Source organism: Burkholderia sp. BCC1047, assembly GCF_902833155.1.
In the GTDB taxonomy this organism is placed as follows: Bacteria; Pseudomonadota; Gammaproteobacteria; order Burkholderiales; family Burkholderiaceae; genus Burkholderia; species Burkholderia sola.
On record NZ_CADFEH010000049.1, the window covers coordinates 25,840 to 47,305 of the forward strand.

A 21,466-nucleotide genomic window follows, 5' to 3' on the forward strand; every position below is an offset into this window, starting at 1 on the left:
GGTGCGCGCGAGCGCCCGCACCGCGGCGATGCAATCAACCCGTTCCGGGCGTCCGATCATGCATGGCATCTACAACCTTCCGCTCGTCCTGCTGTCGCTCGCGATCGCGACGCTCGCCTCCTATACGACGCTCGACCTCGCCGCGTTCATTTCGCTGCTCGACAATCCGAAGCTCAAGCGCGCCTGGCTGGGCGGCGGCGCGGCGGCGATGGGCACCGGCATCTGGTCGATGCATTTCGTCGGCATGCTCGCGTTTTCGTTGCCGGTGCCGCTCGGCTACGCATGGCAGGAAACCGGCGCCTCGCTCGCGATCGCGGTGCTCGTATCGTATTTCGCGCTGAACGTCGTCACGCGCGCACGGCTGGGCTGGCGGCGGCTGTGCGCGGGCGGCGTGCTGATGGGCGGCGGGATCGCCGGCATGCACTACACCGGGATGGCCGCGATGCACATGCAGCCCGGCATTCGCTACGATGCGTTGCTGTTCGCCGCGTCGATCGGCATTGCGGTGATCGCGTCGACGGCCGCGCTATGGATCGCGCAGGCATTGCGCATGCAGCAGGCACGCTACGCGACCGCGCAGCGCATCGGCGCGGCCGTCATCATGGGCATCGCGATTACCGGCATGCACTACACGGCGATGGCGGCCGCGCATTTCGCGCCGGATGCGCGGTGCGGCGCCGCGAACGGCGTCGACGCGCCGTGGCTCGCGACGACGGTCGCGTTGTTCACGATGGCGACGCTGGTCGTCACGCTGCTGGTGTGCCGTTTCGATGCGCGCACAACGTTCCTGCGCGGGATGACCGACACGCTCGAACGGCTCGTGCGGTTGCGAACCGGCGAACTCGAACGCGCGCTGCATCGCTACGAGCAGACGACGCAGATGCTGCAACGCACGCGCGAGAACATGGCGACCGAGATCGACGAACGCAAGGCCGCGCACGCGCTGCTCGAACAGGAGAAGGACGAACAGCGGCGCCTGCTGCATGCGCTCGAGGAAACGCACGAGCAATTGCTGCAGTCGGAAAAGCTCGCGTCGATCGGGCAGCTCGCGGCCGGCGTCGCGCACGAGATCAATAATCCGATCGGCTTCGTCAGCGCGAACCTCAATATGTTGAAGACGTGGGTGCGCAGCCTGCTCGACGTGGTCGCGGCGCACGAGGCCACGCTGCCGCAGCTCGATCCGGCCACCCGCGATGCGCTGGCGGCCGTGCACCGTGCCGCGGATCTCGACTACGTCCGCGACGAGATCGCGATGCTGATCGACGAATCGATCGACGGCGCACTGCGCGTGCGGCGCATCGTGCAGGATTTGCGCGATTTCTCGCGCCCGGCCAGCGACGAATGGAGCGTGGTCGATCTGCATGCGGGCCTCGAGAGCACGCTCAACGTCGTCCACAACGAGCTCAAGTACAAGGCCGACATCTTGCGCGATTACGGCGACGTCCCGCAGGTCGAATGCCTGCCGTCGCAGTTGAACCAGGTCTTCATGAACCTGCTGGTCAACGCGGCGCAGGCGATTCCGGAGCGCGGCGTGATCACGATCCGCACGTCGAGCGACGGCGATCAGGTATCGATCGCGATCAGCGACACCGGCGCCGGCATGACGCCCGACGTCCTGCGGCGGATCTTCGATCCGTTCTTCACCACGAAGCCGGTCGGGCAGGGCACCGGGCTCGGGCTGTCGGTATCGCATGGCATCGTCGAGCGTCATCGCGGCACCATCGACGTGACCAGCGAGCCCGGACGCGGCACGACCTTCCGGATACGGTTGCCGGTTCGGCGTGCCGGCGATCGTGCGAACGCGGCGGCGCTGGAGCAACGGGCATGACGATGCGATGGCGACGGGCGCGAGCGTCGCGCGTCACGCCAGTCGCTTGCGGCGCTGACGGCGAAAGAAATGCCAGAACATCGCGGTCGCGTCCGGCCCGGTGGCGGAATGGAACGGCTCGCCCGGATCGCCGCCGCTCCATGCATGCGGCAGCCCGCGGACGATGCATACCCTGACGACCAGCCGTCCACCCTTCAGATAGTCGACGTAGTCCGCATCGTCGTGCGCGTAGCTGCGTTGCTCGCCGACGCGGATCGCACCGTGTTCGTCGACGAGCCGGTTGAGCCGCGCGAACGCGATGCCGAGCTGCGTCGCGTTCCGGTCGGTCACGACCGTATCGAGCCGGCCATGGATCACGAAGGCCGGCATGCCGGGATACGACGCGACGTCGGCGCACGCGTCGAGCGCGTGGAGCGGATCGCCGCGGAGGCCGCGACGCATCAGGCTCATCGCGGCCATCGTCGACGACGGCGGCGCGATGGCCGGGCCGGAGTGCAGGCCGATGGCCGCGAAGCGGTCGGGATACCGGAGCGCCAGCGCCGCGGCGAGCCCCGCGCCGGCGGATAGGCCGGCCACGTAGATCCGGTCGCGATCGAAGCCGTGGCGCTGGGCGATGGCGTCGACCAGCGACGCGACGGACGCGGCTTCCGACTGGGTCGCGTCGCCATGCCAGTGCCAGCAACGGTGCGCATGGGCGGTTTTGGCCTGCTCGGGAAACAGCACGGCGAATCCCGCCCGCTCCGCGAGACGGCAGATGCGTGTGCCCGCGGCGAACGATTCGGCGGTCTGCTTGCAGCCGTGCAGCATGACGACGGCCGGCATGCCCGCTGTCGTCACGGGTGCCGCGGGAAGATACAGCGCGTACGCCAGATGGTTCACGAGCCGGCCGGCGCTCGGGCCGGCCGAATGAAACGAGCGGAGCCAGGTGCCGGGCGGCCGGGCCGACGGCGCGCGTGCGGCGCCCGTCCGTTTGGCGGCGCGGACAGGGGCGGTCGGCTTGGCGGGCCGTTGAGCGAGCCTGGTGGCGGTTTTTTTGGCGGCCGGCCGCGGCTTGCTGGCGCGCTTCTTCGGACGTGCACCGGCCGCCGCGGAAAACAGTTCAAGATGTCGCAACCAGAGGCTGGATTTTTTCCTGGGCATGTGCAATCTCGTGCCGGCGGCCGGCCGTGACAGGAAGAGGCGGCCGATCCCACCGTCGGATGGAAGTCGAACGGGCGCGAAGCAAGGTTCGTGCTGCCGGTGTCGCGGCAATCCAAAGGTGGCGCCCTGTGGAACCGGAATGACGCGGATCGATTATCGGCGATACTGGCCGCCCGACGTGACGGGCGTGCGAATCGAAGCCCGCGTTGGCCGTCGTCGTGATTCGCGTGATATCGTGCGGTTCGACAGAAGCATCCACCGTTCATTCCGTTGTGAGGGGCGACATGCGTCTTTCCGATTTCATCGTACGGAACATGGAACCGATCCTGGTGCAGTGGGAAGCGTTTGCTGCCACGCTGTTACCGGCCGCGAGGAACATGAGCTCGCACGGGCTGCGCGACCACGCGCGCGAGATCCTGACCGCCGTCGCCTAGGACATCGCGACCCCGCAGACGAGGGAAGCGCAACACGAAAAATCGCTGGGGCGCGCACCCGAGCCGGTGGACGCCCGCGAGACGGCCGCCCAGACGCATGCCGTTCTGCGCGCCCAGCGGGGTTTCAACATCAACCAGTTGGCGGCCGAGTATCGGGCGCTGCGTGCCAGCGTGCTGCGCCTGTGGATCGACGCGTGTCAGCCGGGCCCGGCCGATATGGACGACATGATTCGCTTCAACGAAGCGATCGATCAGGCGCTGGCGGAATCCGTCTCGTTTTTTACCGAACAGGTCGAACAGGCTCGTAACTTGTTTCTCGGCATGCTGAGCCACGACATGCGCACGCCGCTGCAGACGATCCAGCTCACGGCGTCGTATCTTGCCGCGCTCAATGCGGGTGAGGAGGTATCGGAGGCCGCCGCTCGGCTGATCAGAAGCGGTGGTCGCATGCAGGGCCTTCTCGATGATCTCTGCGATTTCAATCGAACCCAGCTCGGGCTGGGCATCAACGTCGTTCCCCGCCCTATCGACCTCGCGCATGTGCTTGTCAATGTGGTGGACGAGCTGCGGGCAGGTCATCCGGATCGCGAAATCACCGTCGATATGCGTGGGGATCTCCGGGGCGAGTGGGACGACCAGCGCATGCAGCAGTTGCTGAGCAATCTGGTGAGCAATGCCGTCAAGTACGGCGCGCGCGATACACCGGTGCGGGTGATGGCCGCGACGGCCGGCGCCGACGTGGTCGTCGAGGTCGGCAACAGCGGGCCGGCGATCGATCCGCGCACGCTCGACCGTATTTTCGATCCGCTCGAGCGCGGGGAGGATGATCGTTCGCGAAGGACGGGGGACGATGTCGGTCTGGGGCTCGGGCTGTTCATCGCCAACGAAATCGCGAAGGCGCATCGCGGCCGGATTGATGCGCGGTCGGATCAGACGGAGACCGTTTTTGCGGTGCGGTTGCCGAGGGGCATATGAGGCGGGGAGCGCGGGCAGGGGAATGATTCGCCGGGCTTGCGGTCGGCGGTGTGGCGAGAGGCCGCTACCGTCCAATCGCCGTCATACACCTCGTTGCTGCTTCGGAAATTCAAACGACGAATTTCCGCCCGTGAGCGGCCCTTTGCCTCGCACGAGTCCTCGGATTGCCCGCCATGTTCGCACGCTCCGCGTGTGCCCGATCAGAACGCAGAGCGGATCGTGCCACCATCTACGCGGATCGTAGCGCCGCTAACGTAATCGGCATAGTGGCTTGCGAGATAAGCAACCGCGGCCGCGATCTCTTCGGGACGGCCAAGACGGCCGACGTCGTTGGGCACCATGTCGCGAACGAAGCCGCGCTCAATCTCGTCCCACGTTTGGCCCCATCCGTGCTGCGGAGCGATCTGCTCGAGCAGTTCCCTGACGGCAGGCACGAGAATCGCGCCCGGCGCCACAATATTCGAGGTCACGCCGGAGTCCTTGAGGTCGCGGGCCAGCGAAACAGCGAGGTTGTGCCTGGCGGCAAGCGACGCGTTGTAGTCAGGCTGCATGGGGACCGGCTGACCGGCGAGCCCACCGCCGATCTGAATGACGCGGCCCCAGCCACGCTCGCGCATGGCTGGCACCAGCCGCTGGATCATGCGCACGGCGGACAGGACGTTGACCTCATAGCTCTCCATCCACTTGTCGGGTAAGGCAGTGTTCCAGGTCAGATGGTGATAATAGCCGGCGTTATTGACCAGAATGTCGATGGCTCCACCTTCGGTCGCCTGGGCAACCACGGCATTGGCGCCCGCATCGGTCGCAAGATCGCCCAGTGCGACTTCGGCATGGCCGCCCGCCACTGTGATCGCTGCCGCGACCGCCTCTGCGCGATCACCGCTACGGCCATGAACGACCACCGTTGCACCTTCCGCCGCCAGCATCTTGGCAATCGCCTCACCGAGTCCGGCCGTCGATCCCGTCACCAGCGCACGCTTTCCCGTCAGATTCAAATCCATGAGTGTTTCCCCTTGGCCACTGTAAACGTATACAATCGTATACTTTTATGTTCAAAAAATCTACAGGTGTTTGATTAATGAAGGCACTGGGCAAGAAAGGCGCGGCTACGCGCGAGGCGATCCTCGCAGCCGCGCGACAGGCATTTACGCAGTCGGGCTACGATGTCGGCGTGCGCGAGATCGCTGAGAAGGCAGGCGTCACCGCGATGCTCGTGAATCGTTATTTCGGATCCAAGGAACAATTGTTCGAGGAGGTAGTCGACGCGGTACTGTCGGCTCCGGGCATCCTCACTCGGGAAGTGATGACCAACGCGCCCGACGTATCGACACTATGCCGCGATGTCGCTGCCGCGCTCGTTGCGAAGACAGCACCGGACATCACCTCGATGGACGGGTTTCTCATCATGCTGCGGTCGGCCAACAACAGGCAGGCTACCGCGATTCTGCGCACGAAGTTCGAAACGCACTTCGCCCGACCGTTAAGCGAGCTGCTGCCCGGCGAAGCCACCTCGCAGCGGGCCGCGATGTTTCTGGCGGTCATTGCCGGCTTCCAAGTCATGCGGCAGGTCGTCGAGATGGCTGCATTGGCGCAAGCAAAACCGGATCAGCTGGAGCGACAACTACAGGCGCTCTTTGGGGTGCTGATTATCGGAAATCCGATCAAGGACTTGGCGGGCTGAAGTGTTGCGAAAGGGCATTGCAAATATTGCCTAGTGGCGGGTATGGCGTTGGTTGAGCCGTCCGCGCACAAAAGCGTGACTGACCGCAACGGCAGCGGTCATCGACGCCGCCTTCTTTCCGAGTCGGCAACGGCTCGTAAACTACCGTTCGCATCTCGCCGCAACGGTCAATCAGCGTCGCAGCCATTCAACCGGGCACATGGCGGAAGGTCACTCCTGTACGAAGCATGCGGCCGACGCGCGTTGCCCACCGACGCGACGCGGTACATCGCCGCGCCGGCGGGCATGCTGCCGTCAATGCGCGTCGATGAACCGCGAATCGATATACGCGTCGACGTCCTGCGACTGCTTGTACACCGCGTTACGCACATTGAACGCATTCGCATTGCGCGTCGAGCCGTAGATCGAATCGAGCCCGTCTCCCTTGCGGAACGCACGCTTCGCGGCCGCTTCGTCGAGCAGGTGCGTGCCCTTCAGCAGCGGAAGGTATTGCGCCGGCGCGAGCCCGACGCGCGCCGACATGATCTTGACCGCATCGGCCTGCGTCTTCGGATCGTTGATGTACGCGACGCAGCGATACCAGACCTTGACCACCTTCGCCCAGTCGGCCCGGCGTGCGGCGAGGCTCGCGGGCGCGACCGTGATCGCATCGTAGATCAGCCCCGGCGCATCCGCGGACGTAAAGATCGCGCGTGCACCCGGCGCGCGCTTCAACGCCTCGCCCGCATTCGGTTGCCATGCGGCCACCGCCGCGATGTCGGCCGACGAACCGAGCACCTGCGGCAACTCGTTGGTTTTCGCATTCACGAGCGTGACGTCGCTGTCCTTGAGCCCATGCTTCTGCAGCGCGGTTTCGAGCAGCAGGTGGTCGACGAGGCCGAGCTCGACGCCGACCTTCTTGCCCTTCAGCGCCTCGACGGTGCGCAGCGGCGGCTTCGCGACGATCATGTCGTTGCCGGCCGAATAGTCGGTCAGCAGGATCATCACGTTCTTCGCGCCGGATGCGCCCGTCACCAGTGCATCGCCGTTGGTCGCCGCGACCGCATCCAGCTTGCCTGCGGAAAACGCGTCGAGCGACGCCGAATAATCGAACCATTCGAAATCGACGTCGACACCGGCTTCCTTGAACCAGCCCTTGTCGAGCGCGACCTGGAACGCGACCCAGCCGGGCCAGTCGCTGTAGCCAATCTTCAGCGGTGCGGCAGCGTGCGCGGCAGGCGCCGCCCATAGCGCGGCGGCCGCGGCGGCGGCACCCAATGCATGACGGATGAAACGGAAGGACGACAGGCGGCGGAACGCCGGGGCGGGACGGGTCATCGTTGTTCTCCAGGAGACCGGGATCGGGATCGTCGATACGGACCGTGCGTGAGCACACGTTCCGGCTGCGTGACCGGTTCCTGCGGATGCGGAACGAACGAGGCGGCCACGGAGAGGCGCGACGGCCGTTGCCATCGCCAATCTCCCGGGCTTTTGTCCCGCCGTGTAGCACGCGTGCATCCGGTCTCGCGATCGGATGAACCCGCGCCGGGCTGCTCTCGGACCAGACATTCGATGAACCGGAACCCTAGCACCCCTAAGATGCGACGCCGCCGCACCTCTCGGCGTCATGCCGAGCGAGAAGCGTGCCAACGGCGCGCGGCAACGCGATTCAACGTCGACGCATGGTGCGCTGAAGTTCGATGAAGCGGGCGGCGAACAGCGCGTGCAGCGCGCGTCGGAGCAGGTCGAGCTTGTTCATGAAGGCGCGGGTATGAGGTGGCGGTGCGTGAGTTCAGCAATGCCCATGCCATCGCGGATCGCACGGTGCGCGAGCACGCGACGCGCACTGCACCGGTGCGCGGTTGCGTGCGCATGGTGCGCCGCGCGCCCGCCGCGAGGGCAAGCTCATGCGTCCGCCATTCGCTTGGCATGCGGAATCGCGCCGCCGGCCCGCGTCGTGCGGTGATTAGGCAGTGGCTGGCATGCAACTCGCTTATTCGATACCCGAGAGGTGCGAAGCAATTTGCATCATCTTCAGGATCGCTAGGGTTCCGGTCGTGCGGCATGCGCCGCGCGATGCCTGGTCCGAGAGCAATCCGGTCTTGCCTTCGCCTCGATGAGAGGAAACGGCGAGGCTCCACGGAGGGATAAAAGCCCGGGAGGTCGCGATGTCGTTCGGTCGCCCTCTCATGCCTTTTGTCCAACCGACCCCGGAGCCGCCATGTCGCCGAGCCCCCAAGCCGTCCTTGCCCCGCCGCCACACGTCGCGTGGGAAACGCTGATTCCCGCCGGAACCCACTGGTCCGGCATCCTGCGCCGCGGTCTCGCGCTGCGCATCGTCGATATCGACGGCGGCGCGAACCTGTCCGCCGTCTTTCATCGTCAGGAAGACCTGCTCGAACGCTACAACATGGCCGATACGCTGAAGGCGCAGCACACCGCGCATCTCACGCGCGGCCATGCGCTGTATACGGACATGGGGCGCGTGATCGCGTCGATCACGGCCGACACGCTCGGCTGGCACGATCCGCTCGGCGGCGTCGGCGATGCGCGGTTGTTCGCGCACAAGTACGGCGCGTCGTCGTATCAGGCCGACCGCAACGCGATGATCCGCAACGGCCGCGACAGCCTCGTGCTCGAGCTCGCGAAATACGGTCTGTCGGCGCGCGACCTCGCCGCGAACGTCAACTTCTTCAGCAAGCTGGACACGCGCGACGACGGCGCGCTCGATTTTGTCGCCGGACATTCGCCGGCCGGCAGCGCGTTCGACCTGCGCTTCGAGATGAATACGCTCGCGGCGTTCTCGACCGCGCCGCATCCGCTCGATCCGCGTCCGGACTACGCGCCGAAAGCCGTGAAGCTGATCGCGTACCGCGCGTATCCGGCCGACGGCGCCGCGCCCGACGACGATCCGTGCCGGCGCGCATGCGCGGAGAACACGCGCGGCTTCGCCAACACCGACCGTCTGTTCGCATGAGGAGCGAGACCATGCCGATCATCGAAAGCCGACTCGACCCGCGCGACGCGATCCACGACACCACGCTGAACGCGGGCGACCCGTGGCTGCACGACCTGAAGCGCGGGCAGACCTTCCGCATTCTCGACCTCGAAGGCAACCAGGCCGTCGACACGCTGTTCTATAGCACCGACGATCCAGAGGAACGCTACAGCGCGCAGGACACGATCCGCGCGCAGCGCAACCTGTACCTGAGCGCGGGCAGCGTGCTCGTGTCGAGCCGCGGCAACCCGATGGCGACGATCGTCGCCGACACGTGCGGCCGTCACGACACGCTCGGCGGCGCGTGCGCGGCCGAGAGCAACACGGTGCGTTATGCGCTCGACAAGCGCTACATGCACAACTGCCGCGACAGCTTCCTCAACGCGATCGCGCGCTGCACGTGCGGCGCCGGCGCGCGGCTGACCAAGCGCGACCTGGTCGGCAACGTCAACTTCTTCATGAACGTGCCCGTCACGCCGCTCGGCGGGCTCACGTTCGAGGACGGCATCTCCGCGCCCGGCAAGTACGTCGAGATGCGCGCGGAGATGGACGTCACGGTGCTGATCTCGAACTGCCCGCAACTCAATAACCCGTGCAACGGTTACAACCCGACGCCCGTGCGCCTCATGATCTGGGAGGCGCAATGAACTGCCCCCACGCTCACTTGCTTTGCATGGGGCCGGAGTACGCGCTGAAGCGCTACTCCGGGCCGACACGTTCGCTGCCCCCCAAGGGGGCGGTTGCCGTCCACGGCCGGCTTTGCAAAGCCGGCCGGCTGCGCGGGCGCGGAGCGATGCTCCGCGAATTCCCCGCTACGCCCTTTGGGGCGGCCCGGCAGGAGGCAACATGAGATTCGCCAAAGTCCTCGTCGCGAACCGCGGCGAAATCGCGTGCCGCGTGATCCGCACGCTGAAGCGTCTCGGCATCGCATCGGTCGCGATCTATTCGGATGCCGATCGCGACGCGCGCTACGTGGCGCTCGCCGACGAAGCCGTGCGTGTCGGGCCCGCACCGGCGGCCGACAGCTATCTGAACGTCGCGGCGATCCTCGCCGCCGCACGCGAGACCGGCGCGCAGGCCGTGCACCCCGGCTACGGCTTCCTGTCCGAGCACGCGGGCTTTGCCGATGCCTGCGAAGCGGCGGGCCTGCGCTTCATCGGGCCGCGCGGCGATCACATGCGCGCGTTCGGTCTCAAGCACACCGCGCGCGAACTCGCGGCGGCGCACGGCGTCGCGCTGCTGCCCGGCACCGGATTGCTTGACGATGTAACGACAGCGCTCGCCGAGGCCGACGCGATCGGCTATCCGGTGATGCTGAAAAGTACCGCGGGCGGCGGGGGCATCGGCATGTCGCTGTGCCGCGATGCCGGGCAGCTCGGCGCGGCGTTCGAATCCGTCGTGCGGCTCGGCGCCGCGAACTTCGCGCATGCGGGCGTCTATCTCGAGAAGTTCGTCGAACACGCGCGGCACATCGAAGTGCAGATCTTCGGCGACGGCCGCGGCGGTGCGATCGCGCTCGGCGAACGCGATTGCTCGGTGCAGCGCCGCAACCAGAAGGTGATCGAGGAAACGCCCGCGCCCGACCTGACCGACGCCGAGCGCGATGCGCTGCATGCGAGCGCGGTACGGCTCGCGCGCGCGGTGGGCTACGCATCGGCCGGCACGGTCGAATTCGTGTTCGACGCGAGCACGCGGCAGTTCTATTTCCTCGAGGTGAACACGCGGCTGCAGGTCGAACATTGCGTGACCGAGGCCGTGACGGGTGTCGATCTCGTGGAATGGATGATCCTGCAGGCCGAAGGCGACCTGCCGCCGCTCGACACGCTCGCCGTCGCGCCGCGCGGCGCGAGCATTCAGGTGCGGCTCTATGCGGAGGATCCGAACAAGCAGTTTCAGCCGAGCGCCGGGCTGCTCACGCACGTCGCGTTTCCCGACGACGTGCGGGTCGACGGCTGGATCGACGCAGGCACGGAGATCAGCGCGCATTACGATCCGCTGCTCGCGAAGCTGATCGTGCGCGGCGACACGCGGCGCGACGCGCTGGCCGCGCTGCGCGCCGCGCTCGACCGGACCGAGCTGTACGGGATCGAGACCAACCTCGACTACCTGCGCGCCGTCGTCGGTTCCGACACGTTCGCGCGCGGCGCGCCGACGACCGCGTTCCTGTCGCGCTTCGCGTTCGCGCCGCACACGATCGACGTGCTCGACGGCGGCGTGCAGACCACCGTGCAGCAGGCGCCGGGGCGGGTCGGCTACTGGAGCGTCGGCGTGCCGCCGTCGGGGCCGATGGACGATCGCGCGTTCGACCTCGCGAACGCGCTGCTCGGCAACGCGCACGACGCGGCCGGGCTGGAATTCACGATGGTCGGCGCGACGCTGCGCTTCAATACCGCGACGCTGTTCGTGCTCGGCGGCGCGCCGCTCGCGGCCACGCTCGACGGCGAAGCGGTGCCGTTCTGGCAGGTGGTGCGCGCACGTGCGGGCGCGGTGCTCAAGCTGGGCGGCGTGACGGGCGCGGGCGTGCGCGCGTGTCTCGCCGTCAAGGGCGGGCTGCAAGTGCCCGACTATCTCGGCAGCAAGGCGACCTTCACGCTCGGCCAGTTCGGCGGCCATGCGGGCCGCGCGCTGCGCAAGGGCGACGTGCTGCATCTGCACGCGGACGCCGGGCGCGGCGACGCCGGTGCGACGCTGGCCGCGGCCGATATTCCCGCGCTGACGCATGCGTGGATGCTCGGCGTGTTCGACGGTCCGCATGGCGCGCCGGATTTCTTCACGCCGGACGACATCGCGATGCTCTACGGCACGCAGTGGACCGTCCATTACAACTCCAGCCGCACCGGCGTGCGGCTGATCGGCCCGAAGCCGCAATGGGCGCGCGCGGACGGTGGCGAGGCGGGGCTGCATCCGTCGAATATTCACGACAACGCGTATGCGATCGGCGCCGTCGATTTCACCGGCGACATGCCGGTGATTCTCGGCCCGGACGGGCCGAGCCTCGGCGGCTTCGTGTGTCCGGTGACGGTCGTGCGCGACGAGCTGTGGAAGCTCGGGCAGTTGCGGCCGGGCGATACCGTGCAGTTCATGCGGGCGGGCGTGTCGGCCGGGAAACCCGCTGCGGCGATCATGGATGCGACGGATGACGTTGCTGCTGTTGCTGCTGCATCCGCCTCATCCGACGATTGCGTGCTGCACCGCGACCCGTCGGCCGGCGGCGGTATCGGCGTCGTCTACCGGCGCTCGGGCGACCGCAACGTGCTGGTCGAATACGGGCCGCTCGTGCTCGACCTGAACCTGCGCTTTCGCGTGCACGCGCTGATGGGCTGGCTCGACGCGCACCGGCTGCCCGGCATGCTCGACCTGACGCCGGGCATCCGCTCGCTCCAGGTGCAGTTCGACGCACGAACGCTGGCGCTGGACGCGCTGCTCGCGCATCTGCAGGCCGCCGAGCGCGAACTGGCCGACGTGGCCGACCTGCGCGTGCCGAACCGCATCGTGCATCTGCCGCTGTCGTGGGACGACCCGTCGACGCGCGTCGCGATCGAGCGCTACATGCAGTCGGTGCGGCCCGATGCGCCGTGGTGTCCGAGCAATATCGAGTTCATCCGGCGCATCAACGGCCTGGCGAGCATCGACGACGTGAAGCGCATCGTATTCGACGCACGCTATCTGGTGATGGGCCTCGGCGACGTCTACCTCGGTGCGCCCGTCGCGACGCCGCTCGATCCGCGGCACCGGCTCGTGACGACGAAGTACAACCCCGCACGCACCTGGACGCCGGAGAACGCGGTCGGCATCGGCGGCGCGTATCTGTGCGTGTACGGGATGGAAGGGCCGGGCGGCTATCAGTTCGTCGGCCGTACCGTGCAGATGTGGAATCGCCACCGCACCACGCGTGAATTCGAGTCCGGCAAGCCGTGGCTGCTGCGCTTCTTCGACGAGATCCGCTTCTACGAAGTCAGCGAGGCCGAGTTGACTGCGCTGCGCGCGGATTTCATCGCGGGCCGCGCGACGCTGAAGATCGAGGAATCGGTGTTCGATCTGCGCGAATACAACCGCTTCCTGCGCGATGAGGCGGATTCGATCGCCGCGTTCAAGGCGACGCAGCAGGCCGCGTTCGACGCGGAGCGCGAGCGGTGGCGCGCGGCCGGCCACGCGGAATACGTCGGCGACGGGGAGCCGGACGACGCGCAAGCGGACCGCGTAACGGGCGCGCTCGACGACACGCAGCGCGCGATCGCCGCGGACGTATCGGGCAGCGTGTGGAAAGTGCTGGTGGAAGCCGGCGAGCGCGTGACCGAAGGGCAGGTCGTCGCGATCGTCGAGTCGATGAAGATGGAGGTGGCGGTGACGGCAACGGAAGACGGCACGATCGAGACGATCGATTGCGCACCTGGCGCGGCAGTGGTGGCCGGCCAGCGGCTGATGGTGATGAAGGCGGGCGCCGCCGAGGAGGTCGCATGAGCACGACTCAACGCCCGGTTCTGCCGGGGCTGCACTCGATTGCTGCGCTGCGCGCGCGCTACGCGGCGGGCGGCCTGACGCCGCATGCGCTCGTCGACGCGATCGCCGCGCACTTCGACGCGGGCGACCCGCACCATGCGTGGATCCGGCCGCTGACGCGCGACGAGATGACGCCGTATGCCGACGCGCTGGCCGGACGCGACATCGCGTCGTTGCCGTTGTACGGCGTGCCGTTCGCGATCAAGGACAACATCGACCTCGCCGGCATATCGACGACAGCCGGTTGCCCGGCCTATGCGTACACGCCGGCACGCAGCGCGCCGGTGGTCGAGCGATTGATCGCGGCCGGCGCGATTCCCGTCGGCAAGACCAATCTCGACCAGTTCGCGACCGGGCTCTCCGGGCAGCGCTCGCCTTACGGCGCGTGCCGCAATGCGCTCGATCCGCGCTATGCGTCGGGCGGGTCGAGTTCCGGGTCGGCGGTGGCGGTCGCGCTCGGCGTCGCGACGTTTTCGCTCGGCACCGACACGGCCGGCTCCGGGCGCGTGCCGGCAGCCTTCCACGGGCTCGTCGGGCTCAAGCCGACCCGGGGCGTGCTGAGCACGCTCGGCGTGGTGCCGGCCTGTCGGTCGCTCGATTGCGTGTCGGTGTTCGCGCGTTCGGCGGACGATGCGCGCACCGTGTTCGCCGCCGCGCACGGCGTGACGGAAGGCGACCCGTACGGGCGCCCATGGCAGCCGCTGTTGGGCGCGGACGGATTGCGCGCGGACCCGGCGCGGCCGCTCGCGCAATTGCGGTTCGGCACGCCGCGCGCCGATCAGCTCGAATTCTTCGGCGACGCATCGTATCGCGCGGCATGGGGCGCGGCGCTCGACCGGCTGCGCGCGACCGGCGCGCGGATCGTCGAGATCGACTTCGCACCGTTCCTGGCCGCCGCGCGGCTGCTGTACGACGGCCCGTGGGTCGCCGAGCGGCTCGCCGCGATCGGCGCGTTCGCCGCGCGCGAGCCCGACGCGCTGCATCCGGTGATCCGCGAAATCATTGGCGGCGCGGCGCGCTTCAGCGCCGCCGATGCGTTCGCCGCCTTCGACCGGCTCGCGGCGCTGCGCGTCGATGCGGCCCGCGCGTGGGACGGCCTCGACGCGATCGTGATGCCGACCTCGGCGACGACCGCGACCGTCGACGCGCTCGAAGCCGATCCGATCGCGATCAATTCGCGCTTCGGCTACTACACGAACTTCGTGAACCTGCTCGATCTGTCGGCGATCGCGGTGCCGGCGGGCACGTGCGCGACCGGGCCGCATGCGGGCTTGCCGTTCGGGATCACGTTCGTCGGCCGCGCGCATGACGATGCGCGGCTGCTCGATCTCGCGCACGCGTGGGGCGATGGCGTTGCCGCCGTCGACGACGACGTTCGGCCATCCGCGGCCGCGACGTCGGCGCGTGTCGCAGCCGCGGGTGTCGTGCGGGTGGCCGTCGTCGGCGCCCATCTGCGCGGTGAACCGTTGAACGGGCAGCTCACGCAGCGTGGCGCGCGCTTCGTCGCCGCGACCACGACCGCGCCGGCCTATCGCCTGTATGCGCTGTCCGCCGACGCAAGCGGCGGCGTCGCCAAACCGGGCCTCGTGCGCGTGCCGGACGGCGGTGCGCCGATCGCGGTCGAGGTCTGGGAGATGCCGGTCGACGCGTACGGCAGTTTCGTCGCCGGTATCGCGGCGCCGCTCGGCATCGGCACGCTGACACTCGCCGACGGTGCGCGCGTGCAGGGCTTCCTGTGCGAGAGCGCGGCGCTCGACGATGCGCAGGACATCACGCGCTTCGGCGGCTGGCGCGCTTACCGCGCGCAGGCGGCCCGCGGCGCACCGCAATGAACGCCCGGTCGCGCGATGCCGCGGCATCCGCGCGACCGGCACCCGAAACGAGATGGAGATTCCGATGACAACGACCCGCAACACGACCGGCTGGCTCGCGGTGCGCCGCGAGCTGACGACGCGCGGCAAATGGACGCTCGGGCTCGCGTCCTTCCTGCTGCCGTTCGCCGTCTGGTGCCTGATCAGCTATGTCCCGTTCGTCTGGCATCCGCAGATGCGCATCACGAATCCGGGCAGCGTCGACTATTTCCAGACCGGCATGCAGATCGACCGCGACGTGTTCGACGACGAACTCGCGCATGCGCGTGCGACGCACGCGGCTGTGCCCGAGGGCGTGCGCGCGAATCCGGTCTACCTGCCGGCGCCGCACCAGGTATTGCGCGCGTTCTACACGGCGTTCACGACGCCGCCCGCGTCGCGCGACGGCGTGTGGCTGCACGAGAGCCTGTGGCACAGCATCCGCATCATCTTCTGGGGCTTCGTGATTTCGTCCGCGATCGGCGTGCCGCTCGGCATCGTCTGCGGCACCTTCAGTGCGCTCGCGCGGCTGCAGGAGCCGTTCCTGGAGTTCTTCCGCTACCTGCCGGCGCCCGCGTTCGGCGCGCTGATGGTCGCGATTCTCGGCATCTACGACGCGCCGAAGATCGCGATCATCGTGATCGGTACGCTGTTCCAGCAGGTGCTGATCGTCGCGAACACCACGCGCAAGCTCGAATACGGGCTGTTCGAGGCCGCGATGACGCTCGGCACGAAGAAGCTGAAGCTGCTCACGCACGTCGTGATTCCGGGCGTGCTGCCGGACCTGTATCGCGATCAGCGGATCCTGCTCGGCTGGGCGTGGACTTACCTGATCGTCGCCGAGCTGGTCGGCACGAGTTCGGGCATCACGTGGTACATCAGCCAGCAGGCGCGCTACCAGCATTTCGACAACGTGTATGCGGCGATCCTGATGATCGGGATCATCGGCCTCGGCACCGACATCGTGCTCGGGTTGCTCGGCCGCCGGCTCTTTCCGTGGGACCGCACGCTGAAAGCGTGAGCGCCGCCCGCTCGTCCCCATCGACCGATTTTCGCAGAGGGCATCATGCAGAATCCGCAAGCCGTTCCCGATTACCTGATCCAATCCGACGCGGTGCGCGAGCGCTTCGTGCGGCTGAAGGCCCGCGACGTGATACTCGACGTACGACACGTCGGCAAGCGTTTCGCGACGCCGCAGGGCGAGTGCGTCGCGCTCGACGACATCAGTTTCCGTACGCACCGGCGCGAGTTCGTGTGCGTGATCGGCCCGTCCGGTTGCGGCAAGTCGACGTTGATCCGTATCCTCGCCGGGCTCGACGCGCAGACGAGCGGCGAGGTGCTGCTGGACGGCAAGCCCGTGGACGGGCCGGGCGCCGATCGCGGGATGGTGTTCCAGGGATACACGCTGTTTCCGTGGCTCACGGTGAAGAAGAACGTGATGTTCGGTCTGCGAATGAACGGCAGCAGCAGCGGCGTGGCCGAGCGCGAGGCGCTGCAGTGGCTCGATCTCGTCGGGCTGACGCGTTTCGCCGACGTGTATCCGCACCAGCTGTCGGGCGGCATGAAGCAGCGCGTGGCGATTGCGCGCGCGCTCGCGAACCGTCCGCGCATCCTGCTGATGGACGAACCGTTCGGCGCGCTGGACGCCCAGACGCGTGCGAGGATGCAGACGCACCTGCTCGACATCTGGCGCAACATCGACGTGACGATCCTGTTCATCACGCACGACCTCGACGAGGCGATTTTTCTGGCTGACCGGATTCTGGTGCTGAAGGCGAATCCGGGCGGGGTGCAGGAGCTGATCGAGGTGCCGGTGCCGCGGCCGCGCGATTATTCGCAGGTCAATACGCCCGCGTTCATCGCGACGAAGGCGCGGCTCGAAGCGCTGATTCATCCGAAGGAAGCCGCGACGGCGGAAGACGACGGCATCAAGCCGCACATGATCCGGATGACGGACGTTGCGGATAACGTCGAATAGCGTCGAATAGCGTGGAGCCAGCTCATGCCGTCACGCGTCGATCCACGTCTCGTGCCGGATCTTTCGGGCTCAAGTCGACGACTTCGCTGACGCTTGCACCAAAATGATGTCGTCAAGGGGCTTACACCCGGATTAATTTTGTCCACGCTTAGTGGACCTCGACTTCCCACGGTAAGCTGATGAATTCCTGATCGATTCTTCGGCTTGCGAGAGAAAGCGATGAAGGTGAGCATTGCGTACATCGAAGAACCGCCCTTCGGCTGGACCGAAGCGGAGGGCACCGCTACCGGCGCCGATCTCGAGCTCGCGGCGATGATCCTCCGGCAGATCGGCGTCACCCGGATCGAGTATTGCGCGACCACGTTCAGCGAATTGCTGCCCGGCGTTGCATCAGGTCACTGGGACATGAATGTGCCGCTCTTCGTGACGCCGCAGCGGGCCGATACCGTCGCGTTCAGCGCGCCGGTGTGGGGGATCGAAGACGGTTTTCTGGTTCGGCCCGGCAACCCGAAGGCGCTCACGAGTTATGCGTCGATCGCCCAACGTCCCGATGCGCGCCTCGGCATCATTGCCGGACAGGTCCAGCACGATTCCGCGATGGCGTCGGGCGTGAGCCGGCGGCAAATCGTCGTCTTCGAGCAGCAGGCCGACGCGATCGCGGCCGTGCTCTCCGGCGTGATCGACGCCTATGCGAGCACCGCGTTGGGGAATCGAATCGTGGCGGGCCGGATAGGCAGCGCGATGATCGAGGCCGTCGCGAACGAGCCGGATGTCGACGGCAGACAGCGGACGCCGCCGCTCGGCGCGTTTTCGTTCAGCCGGGAAAACCGCGGTCTTCTCGACGCGTTTGATCGGCAACTTCGCTCGTATCTCGGCTCGCCGGACCATCGCGCTCGCATGGCGAGGTTCGGGCTGACGGCGCGCGAGATCGATCCGGCCGTCGTGCACGCAGGATAGGCCGCCACGCGTCCTGTACGTTCGTCTAGGGCGCGACCTGGGCCGGAACGTCGCGCACCACTTCCGTCAATTTTCCGGAATTGATCTCGTAGAAGAAACCATAGAGCTTGACGTGCTTCGGCACGGCCGCGCTGGCACGAAGCAACTGCACGTCGTGTTTGATCGACGCCTCGAAGTTCGAAATGGCGAGGCTGTCGTGATCGAACATCGTCGAAATGTCGGCGTGGTGATGATCGTGGAATTCGTCGACAAGGTCTTCCGGTGAGAAAGCCGTGGCGCCGCAAAACGAATGATGTACCACGACGACGTTTTGAACCTGGAACAGGTAGTCCATCGTCGCGACCGATTGCAGGGCCGAAAGGGCGCGCCCCCCGGCGTTCGACACGGCGAACAACGTACGCGTGTTACCGATGCGGTTGCCCGCTTCGTCCAGGATGTTCTCGCCCGGATAGACCTCGTCGCCGAAATAGTCCGCGACAGCCTGCGGTATTTCGGATGCTCTCGGATCGAAGCAGTGGACCACGATGGTCTTCATCGGGATGAAATGACTGAATCCCTGGAAGTTCGACCGATCGAACCAGCCCGGCTCGAACCACGGCTGTGTCCTGAATTCGAATTCGCTGTATTGACTCATTTTCCTTGCTCCACTCTCTGTGTGCCCGGTGCGATTGAACGGGCGAAGATTTGATACGGTGCGTGCTGAGAAGTATAGGTTTGTCGATTCGTGGCTCAAATGACATTGAGCCCTCGATTTCTGCCTGTGCTCGATCGTACGAAGCAGTTGCTCATTCGTCGAACGGCGCCCAATCCAGCACCACCGGCGCATCCACGATCGTGAGCGGCGACCGGTTGTGCGCAACTCTCGAACAGATGTGGAACCAGTGCGGGTACGGCTGTTTGCAGTCGACCTCGTGATTGAGCATGTCGTTGAACGCACGCTTGAAGTTTCGCCGCGGGTAGCGTCGTAGCACTTCGGCGACGTCCTCGGGGTCGAGATGCGCGTCCGCCACACCGGAAACGTCATACGCGAGCCCCAGTTGCATCAGGCGACTGGTATCGCCCCTGAACTGATTCATGTCCCAGGTATGAAGCGCGATGTTGTCCCAAACCTGCTGTGCTCGCTCCTCCGAGAGTCCGCGCTCGACAAGGAACCTTCGCGCCGCCGTCGCGCCTTCGATCTCGAAGCGATGCGGGCCGGGCGCGTGGTCGGTCAGACCCAGATCGTGCAACACGGCCGACATGAACATCAGCTCGCTGTCCACCTTCGTCCCCTCCTGCTGCGCGAACAGTTCTCCGAACCAGTAGCACCGCATCACATGGTTGAAGAGCGTCTCGCTGGAGACGGAACGTGCAAGCGCTTCGGCCGAACGAACGAGGCTGCTGTCCGGCACCACGATATCCGAGATCACGATAATGTCCTGTCGATGTAAGCAATGAAATTGACCGGATCAGTATAGGATTGCAGATCGTTCTGGACGATGCCATTCACACCTCGTTTTCTGCCGGCACGCGAATCCGCCACGCCGACCATTGGCAGAAAAAGAGGGGTGGTTGTCATTGCGTTCCCATGCAGGACGCCTGTAGTTTGTCTTGCAGTCCATACCTTGTCGCGATGGGCCAGTCTCGTCACGGTGCGCGCGAGCGAGCCTGGCCGGATCGGGATCTCGCACTTCGATACGTCAGCACATGCATAAAACCGGCAATCCGATTGGGCAAGCGTGTCGCAAGGTCGTCATCGTCGCTTATGACGGCGCCAAGCTCATGGACATATCAGGTCCGCTGCAAGCCTTCAGCGATGCCTGTCTTGAAGACGGCCGCCCCGCGTATCAGGTCGTCCTGACCTCCGAGGCAGGGGGAGCGGTGCCCACGGACACCGGCGTGAAGCTTGAAACGGTACGCCTCGACGACACGGTGATGGCGTCCGTCGACACGCTGCTCGTCGCCGGCGGCGACCTGATCATGCCCGCCGCCGTCACCGCATCGCTCCGCGCGCGGCTGGTGACCTATCTGGGCTGGCCGCGTCGGCTCGGTTCGGTTTGCACGGGTGCGTTCATCCTCGCGCAGCTCGGCATCCTCGATCGCCGGGACGTGACGACGCACTGGGGAGCCTGCGCGCGGCTGGCGCAGCAGCATCCGGCCGTCAACGTGAAATCCGATGCGATTTTCGTCACGTCCGACCATATCTGGACGTCCGCCGGCGTGTCCGCCGGAATCGACATGGCGCTCGCCATGATCGAGGACGACCTGGGCCATCTGGCGGCGCTGAATGTCGCTCGCGGCATGGTGCTTTTTCTCAAGCGGCCTGGCGGTCAGTCCCAGTTCAGTATCGAGCTGCGCCAGCAGATGCGCGACGCGCGCGGCCGGTTCGAGGACCTGCACGACTGGATTCGAACGCATCTCGACGCGGACCTGACCATTCCCGCACTGGCGGACGCGGCTCGCATGAGTCCGCGTAATTTTGCCCGCGTCTATCTTCGCGAAACCGGGGAAAGCCCGGCAAGAGCCGTCGAGCGGCTGCGTATAGAAGCGGCCCGACGTCTGCTCGAGTCGGCGCACGCGTCCATTCAGGTCATCGCGCATCGGACGGGATTTGGTGATGACGAACGTATGCGCCGGGCATTCGTGAAGGTGTACGGCGTGTCGCCGCAGGACTATCGCCGCCGCTTCGGGCCGTCGAAGGCATGACGCGTATCAGGCAACCGGTGCCTGCAGGCCGGCGCTGGAACGTCGTCCGTAAACGAGGGGCGTTTGTCATTGCCGACGGACATTGGCCGCACTATCTTCCCGGGACAGGACATTCGAGGAACACGTATGAACCATCCCGTCACCGTCGGAGGCATGACTGCACCGGACTCGGCGCTTGCTCGCAAGGCGGCTGCGCTCGTTGAATCGGCCCACACGAAGCCGCTCTTGCATCACGTTCATCGAACCTGGTGGTTTGCGGAATTCATCGGGAAAAAACGGCAAATGAAGTACGATCGCGAGCTGGTGTATCTCGCGTTGTTGATTTGCATGGAATCCTGACCCACGATTTGCATTGAATTCTGACCCACCCCTTGGACCAGCTTTGCGGGTTATTCGGTGGGTATCTGGGTCTTCTTTCTCTCCTTTTTTGGCTGTGTCGTGCTGTTTCTGAAACGATAGCT

At 66.3% G+C, this 21,466-nt stretch carries 17 protein-coding genes, 1 pseudogene and 2 riboswitches; of the genes and pseudogenes, 12 read left to right on the forward strand and 6 right to left on the reverse strand.

Going from position 1 to position 21,466, the window contains the following annotated elements; all coding sequences use genetic code 11:
- The first annotated feature begins 58 nt into the window (after nt 1–58).
- Entirely contained in the window at nt 59–1,828 is a 1,770-nt protein-coding gene (locus HWX55_RS33015) for a histidine kinase (protein ID WP_175978748.1), read from the forward strand.
- A gap of 33 nt (nt 1,829–1,861) precedes the next feature.
- On the opposite strand, the gene HWX55_RS33020 is transcribed toward HWX55_RS33015, so the two are convergent.
- Nucleotides 1,862–2,968 carry an alpha/beta fold hydrolase gene (locus HWX55_RS33020; RefSeq protein WP_175978749.1) on the reverse strand — a complete coding sequence of 369 codons (1,107 nt, stop codon included), beginning with the start codon at nt 2,966–2,968 and terminating at the stop codon, nt 1,862–1,864.
- A gap of 284 nt (nt 2,969–3,252) precedes the next feature.
- Here HWX55_RS33020 and HWX55_RS33025 point away from each other — a divergent pair.
- Nucleotides 3,253–4,377 (forward strand): annotated as a pseudogene (locus HWX55_RS33025) (sensor histidine kinase).
- A gap of 200 nt (nt 4,378–4,577) precedes the next feature.
- Here HWX55_RS33025 and HWX55_RS33030 read toward each other — a convergent pair.
- Nucleotides 4,578–5,378, reverse strand: a complete 801-nt coding sequence (locus HWX55_RS33030; RefSeq protein ID WP_175978750.1) for an SDR family NAD(P)-dependent oxidoreductase — start codon at nt 5,376–5,378, stop codon at nt 4,578–4,580.
- Nucleotides 5,379–5,455: 77 nt separating this feature from the next.
- On the opposite strand from HWX55_RS33030, the gene HWX55_RS33035 reads away from it, so the two are divergent.
- The gene (locus tag HWX55_RS33035) at nt 5,456–6,058 is read left to right on the forward strand and encodes a TetR/AcrR family transcriptional regulator (protein ID WP_175978751.1); all 603 of its coding nucleotides are present in this window, start codon (nt 5,456–5,458) and stop codon (nt 6,056–6,058) included.
- Between the two features lie 294 nt (nt 6,059–6,352).
- Here the strand turns inward: HWX55_RS33035 and HWX55_RS33040 are convergent, their stop codons facing one another.
- Entirely contained in the window at nt 6,353–7,375 is a 1,023-nt protein-coding gene (locus HWX55_RS33040; protein ID WP_175978752.1) for an ABC transporter substrate-binding protein, read from the reverse strand.
- 140 nt (nt 7,376–7,515) lie between these two features.
- A riboswitch (guanidine-I (ykkC/yxkD leader) is annotated at nt 7,516–7,637 on the reverse strand.
- Between the two features lie 432 nt (nt 7,638–8,069).
- Nucleotides 8,070–8,201, forward strand: a riboswitch (guanidine-I (ykkC/yxkD leader).
- A gap of 57 nt (nt 8,202–8,258) precedes the next feature.
- On the opposite strand from HWX55_RS33040, the gene HWX55_RS33045 reads away from it, so the two are divergent.
- From HWX55_RS33045 to HWX55_RS33075, 7 genes are all read left to right on the forward strand, one after another.
- On the forward strand, nt 8,259–9,014 hold the full coding sequence (locus tag HWX55_RS33045) for an urea amidolyase associated protein UAAP1 (protein ID WP_175978753.1): 756 nt from the start codon (nt 8,259–8,261) through the stop codon (nt 9,012–9,014).
- An 11-nt stretch (nt 9,015–9,025) separates the two neighbouring features.
- Complete coding sequence (locus HWX55_RS33050) at nt 9,026–9,682, forward strand: urea amidolyase associated protein UAAP2 (RefSeq protein WP_175978754.1); 657 nt, start codon at nt 9,026–9,028, stop codon at nt 9,680–9,682.
- A gap of 199 nt (nt 9,683–9,881) precedes the next feature.
- Nucleotides 9,882–13,496: an urea carboxylase gene (uca, locus tag HWX55_RS33055; RefSeq protein ID WP_175978755.1), complete on the forward strand. Its 3,615-nt coding sequence runs from the start codon at nt 9,882–9,884 to the stop codon at nt 13,494–13,496.
- Complete coding sequence (atzF, locus tag HWX55_RS33060; protein ID WP_175978756.1) at nt 13,493–15,367, forward strand: allophanate hydrolase; 1,875 nt, start codon at nt 13,493–13,495, stop codon at nt 15,365–15,367. Before uca ends, atzF begins: the two co-directional genes overlap by 4 nt.
- A 64-nt stretch (nt 15,368–15,431) precedes the next feature.
- On the forward strand, nt 15,432–16,406 hold the full coding sequence (locus HWX55_RS33065) for an ABC transporter permease (protein ID WP_050015417.1): 975 nt from the start codon (nt 15,432–15,434) through the stop codon (nt 16,404–16,406).
- 45 nt (nt 16,407–16,451) lie between these two features.
- Nucleotides 16,452–17,363, forward strand: coding sequence for an ABC transporter ATP-binding protein (locus tag HWX55_RS33070; protein WP_175978757.1), 912 nt, complete (start codon nt 16,452–16,454; stop codon nt 17,361–17,363).
- Nucleotides 17,364–17,582: 219 nt separating this feature from the next.
- Nucleotides 17,583–18,320, forward strand: a complete 738-nt coding sequence (locus HWX55_RS33075) for a transporter substrate-binding domain-containing protein (protein WP_175978758.1) — start codon at nt 17,583–17,585, stop codon at nt 18,318–18,320.
- Nucleotides 18,321–18,345: 25 nt separating this feature from the next.
- On the opposite strand, the gene HWX55_RS33080 is transcribed toward HWX55_RS33075, so the two are convergent.
- The 3 genes from HWX55_RS33080 to HWX55_RS33090 form a co-directional block, all read right to left on the reverse strand.
- Nucleotides 18,346–18,954, reverse strand: coding sequence for a carbonic anhydrase (locus tag HWX55_RS33080; RefSeq protein WP_175978759.1), 609 nt, complete (start codon nt 18,952–18,954; stop codon nt 18,346–18,348).
- 151 nt (nt 18,955–19,105) lie between these two features.
- Nucleotides 19,106–19,729, reverse strand: a complete 624-nt coding sequence (locus HWX55_RS33085; protein ID WP_175978760.1) for an HD domain-containing protein — start codon at nt 19,727–19,729, stop codon at nt 19,106–19,108.
- Nucleotides 19,726–19,878, reverse strand: a complete 153-nt coding sequence (locus tag HWX55_RS33090) for a hypothetical protein (RefSeq protein WP_175978761.1) — start codon at nt 19,876–19,878, stop codon at nt 19,726–19,728. The genes HWX55_RS33085 and HWX55_RS33090 overlap by 4 nt, the downstream gene beginning before the upstream one ends.
- Nucleotides 19,879–20,006: 128 nt before the next feature.
- On the opposite strand from HWX55_RS33090, the gene HWX55_RS33095 reads away from it, so the two are divergent.
- Together HWX55_RS33095 and HWX55_RS33100 are read left to right on the forward strand one after the other, a co-directional pair.
- The gene (locus HWX55_RS33095) at nt 20,007–21,005 is read left to right on the forward strand and encodes a helix-turn-helix domain-containing protein (protein WP_175978762.1); all 999 of its coding nucleotides are present in this window, start codon (nt 20,007–20,009) and stop codon (nt 21,003–21,005) included.
- A gap of 126 nt (nt 21,006–21,131) precedes the next feature.
- Nucleotides 21,132–21,344 carry a hypothetical protein gene (locus HWX55_RS33100; protein ID WP_347879641.1) on the forward strand — a complete coding sequence of 71 codons (213 nt, stop codon included), beginning with the start codon at nt 21,132–21,134 and terminating at the stop codon, nt 21,342–21,344.
- Nucleotides 21,345–21,466: the final 122 nt, after the last annotated feature.

What these genes read in the sequence shown, in the direction of transcription:
- HWX55_RS33090 (WP_175978761.1), bottom strand. Translation starts at nt 19,878, where the DNA reads ATGACAACCACCCCTCTTTTTCTGCCAATGGTCGGCGTGGCGGATTCG.
- HWX55_RS33030 (WP_175978750.1), bottom strand. Translation starts at nt 5,378, where the DNA reads ATGGATTTGAATCTGACGGGAAAGCGTGCGCTGGTGACGGGATCGACG.
- HWX55_RS33015 (WP_175978748.1), top strand. Translation starts at nt 59, where the DNA reads ATGCATGGCATCTACAACCTTCCGCTCGTCCTGCTGTCGCTCGCGATC.
- HWX55_RS33050 (WP_175978754.1), top strand. Translation starts at nt 9,026, where the DNA reads ATGCCGATCATCGAAAGCCGACTCGACCCGCGCGACGCGATCCACGAC.
- HWX55_RS33095 (WP_175978762.1), top strand. Translation starts at nt 20,007, where the DNA reads ATGCATAAAACCGGCAATCCGATTGGGCAAGCGTGTCGCAAGGTCGTC.
- uca (WP_175978755.1), top strand. Translation starts at nt 9,882, where the DNA reads ATGAGATTCGCCAAAGTCCTCGTCGCGAACCGCGGCGAAATCGCGTGC.
- atzF (WP_175978756.1), top strand. Translation starts at nt 13,493, where the DNA reads ATGAGCACGACTCAACGCCCGGTTCTGCCGGGGCTGCACTCGATTGCT.
- HWX55_RS33035 (WP_175978751.1), top strand. Translation starts at nt 5,456, where the DNA reads ATGAAGGCACTGGGCAAGAAAGGCGCGGCTACGCGCGAGGCGATCCTC.
- HWX55_RS33100 (WP_347879641.1), top strand. Translation starts at nt 21,132, where the DNA reads ATGAACCATCCCGTCACCGTCGGAGGCATGACTGCACCGGACTCGGCG.
- HWX55_RS33080 (WP_175978759.1), bottom strand. Translation starts at nt 18,954, where the DNA reads ATGAGTCAATACAGCGAATTCGAATTCAGGACACAGCCGTGGTTCGAG.
- HWX55_RS33070 (WP_175978757.1), top strand. Translation starts at nt 16,452, where the DNA reads ATGCAGAATCCGCAAGCCGTTCCCGATTACCTGATCCAATCCGACGCG.
- HWX55_RS33040 (WP_175978752.1), bottom strand. Translation starts at nt 7,375, where the DNA reads ATGACCCGTCCCGCCCCGGCGTTCCGCCGCCTGTCGTCCTTCCGTTTC.
- HWX55_RS33075 (WP_175978758.1), top strand. Translation starts at nt 17,583, where the DNA reads ATGAAGGTGAGCATTGCGTACATCGAAGAACCGCCCTTCGGCTGGACC.
- HWX55_RS33065 (WP_050015417.1), top strand. Translation starts at nt 15,432, where the DNA reads ATGACAACGACCCGCAACACGACCGGCTGGCTCGCGGTGCGCCGCGAG.
- HWX55_RS33045 (WP_175978753.1), top strand. Translation starts at nt 8,259, where the DNA reads ATGTCGCCGAGCCCCCAAGCCGTCCTTGCCCCGCCGCCACACGTCGCG.
- HWX55_RS33020 (WP_175978749.1), bottom strand. Translation starts at nt 2,968, where the DNA reads ATGCCCAGGAAAAAATCCAGCCTCTGGTTGCGACATCTTGAACTGTTT.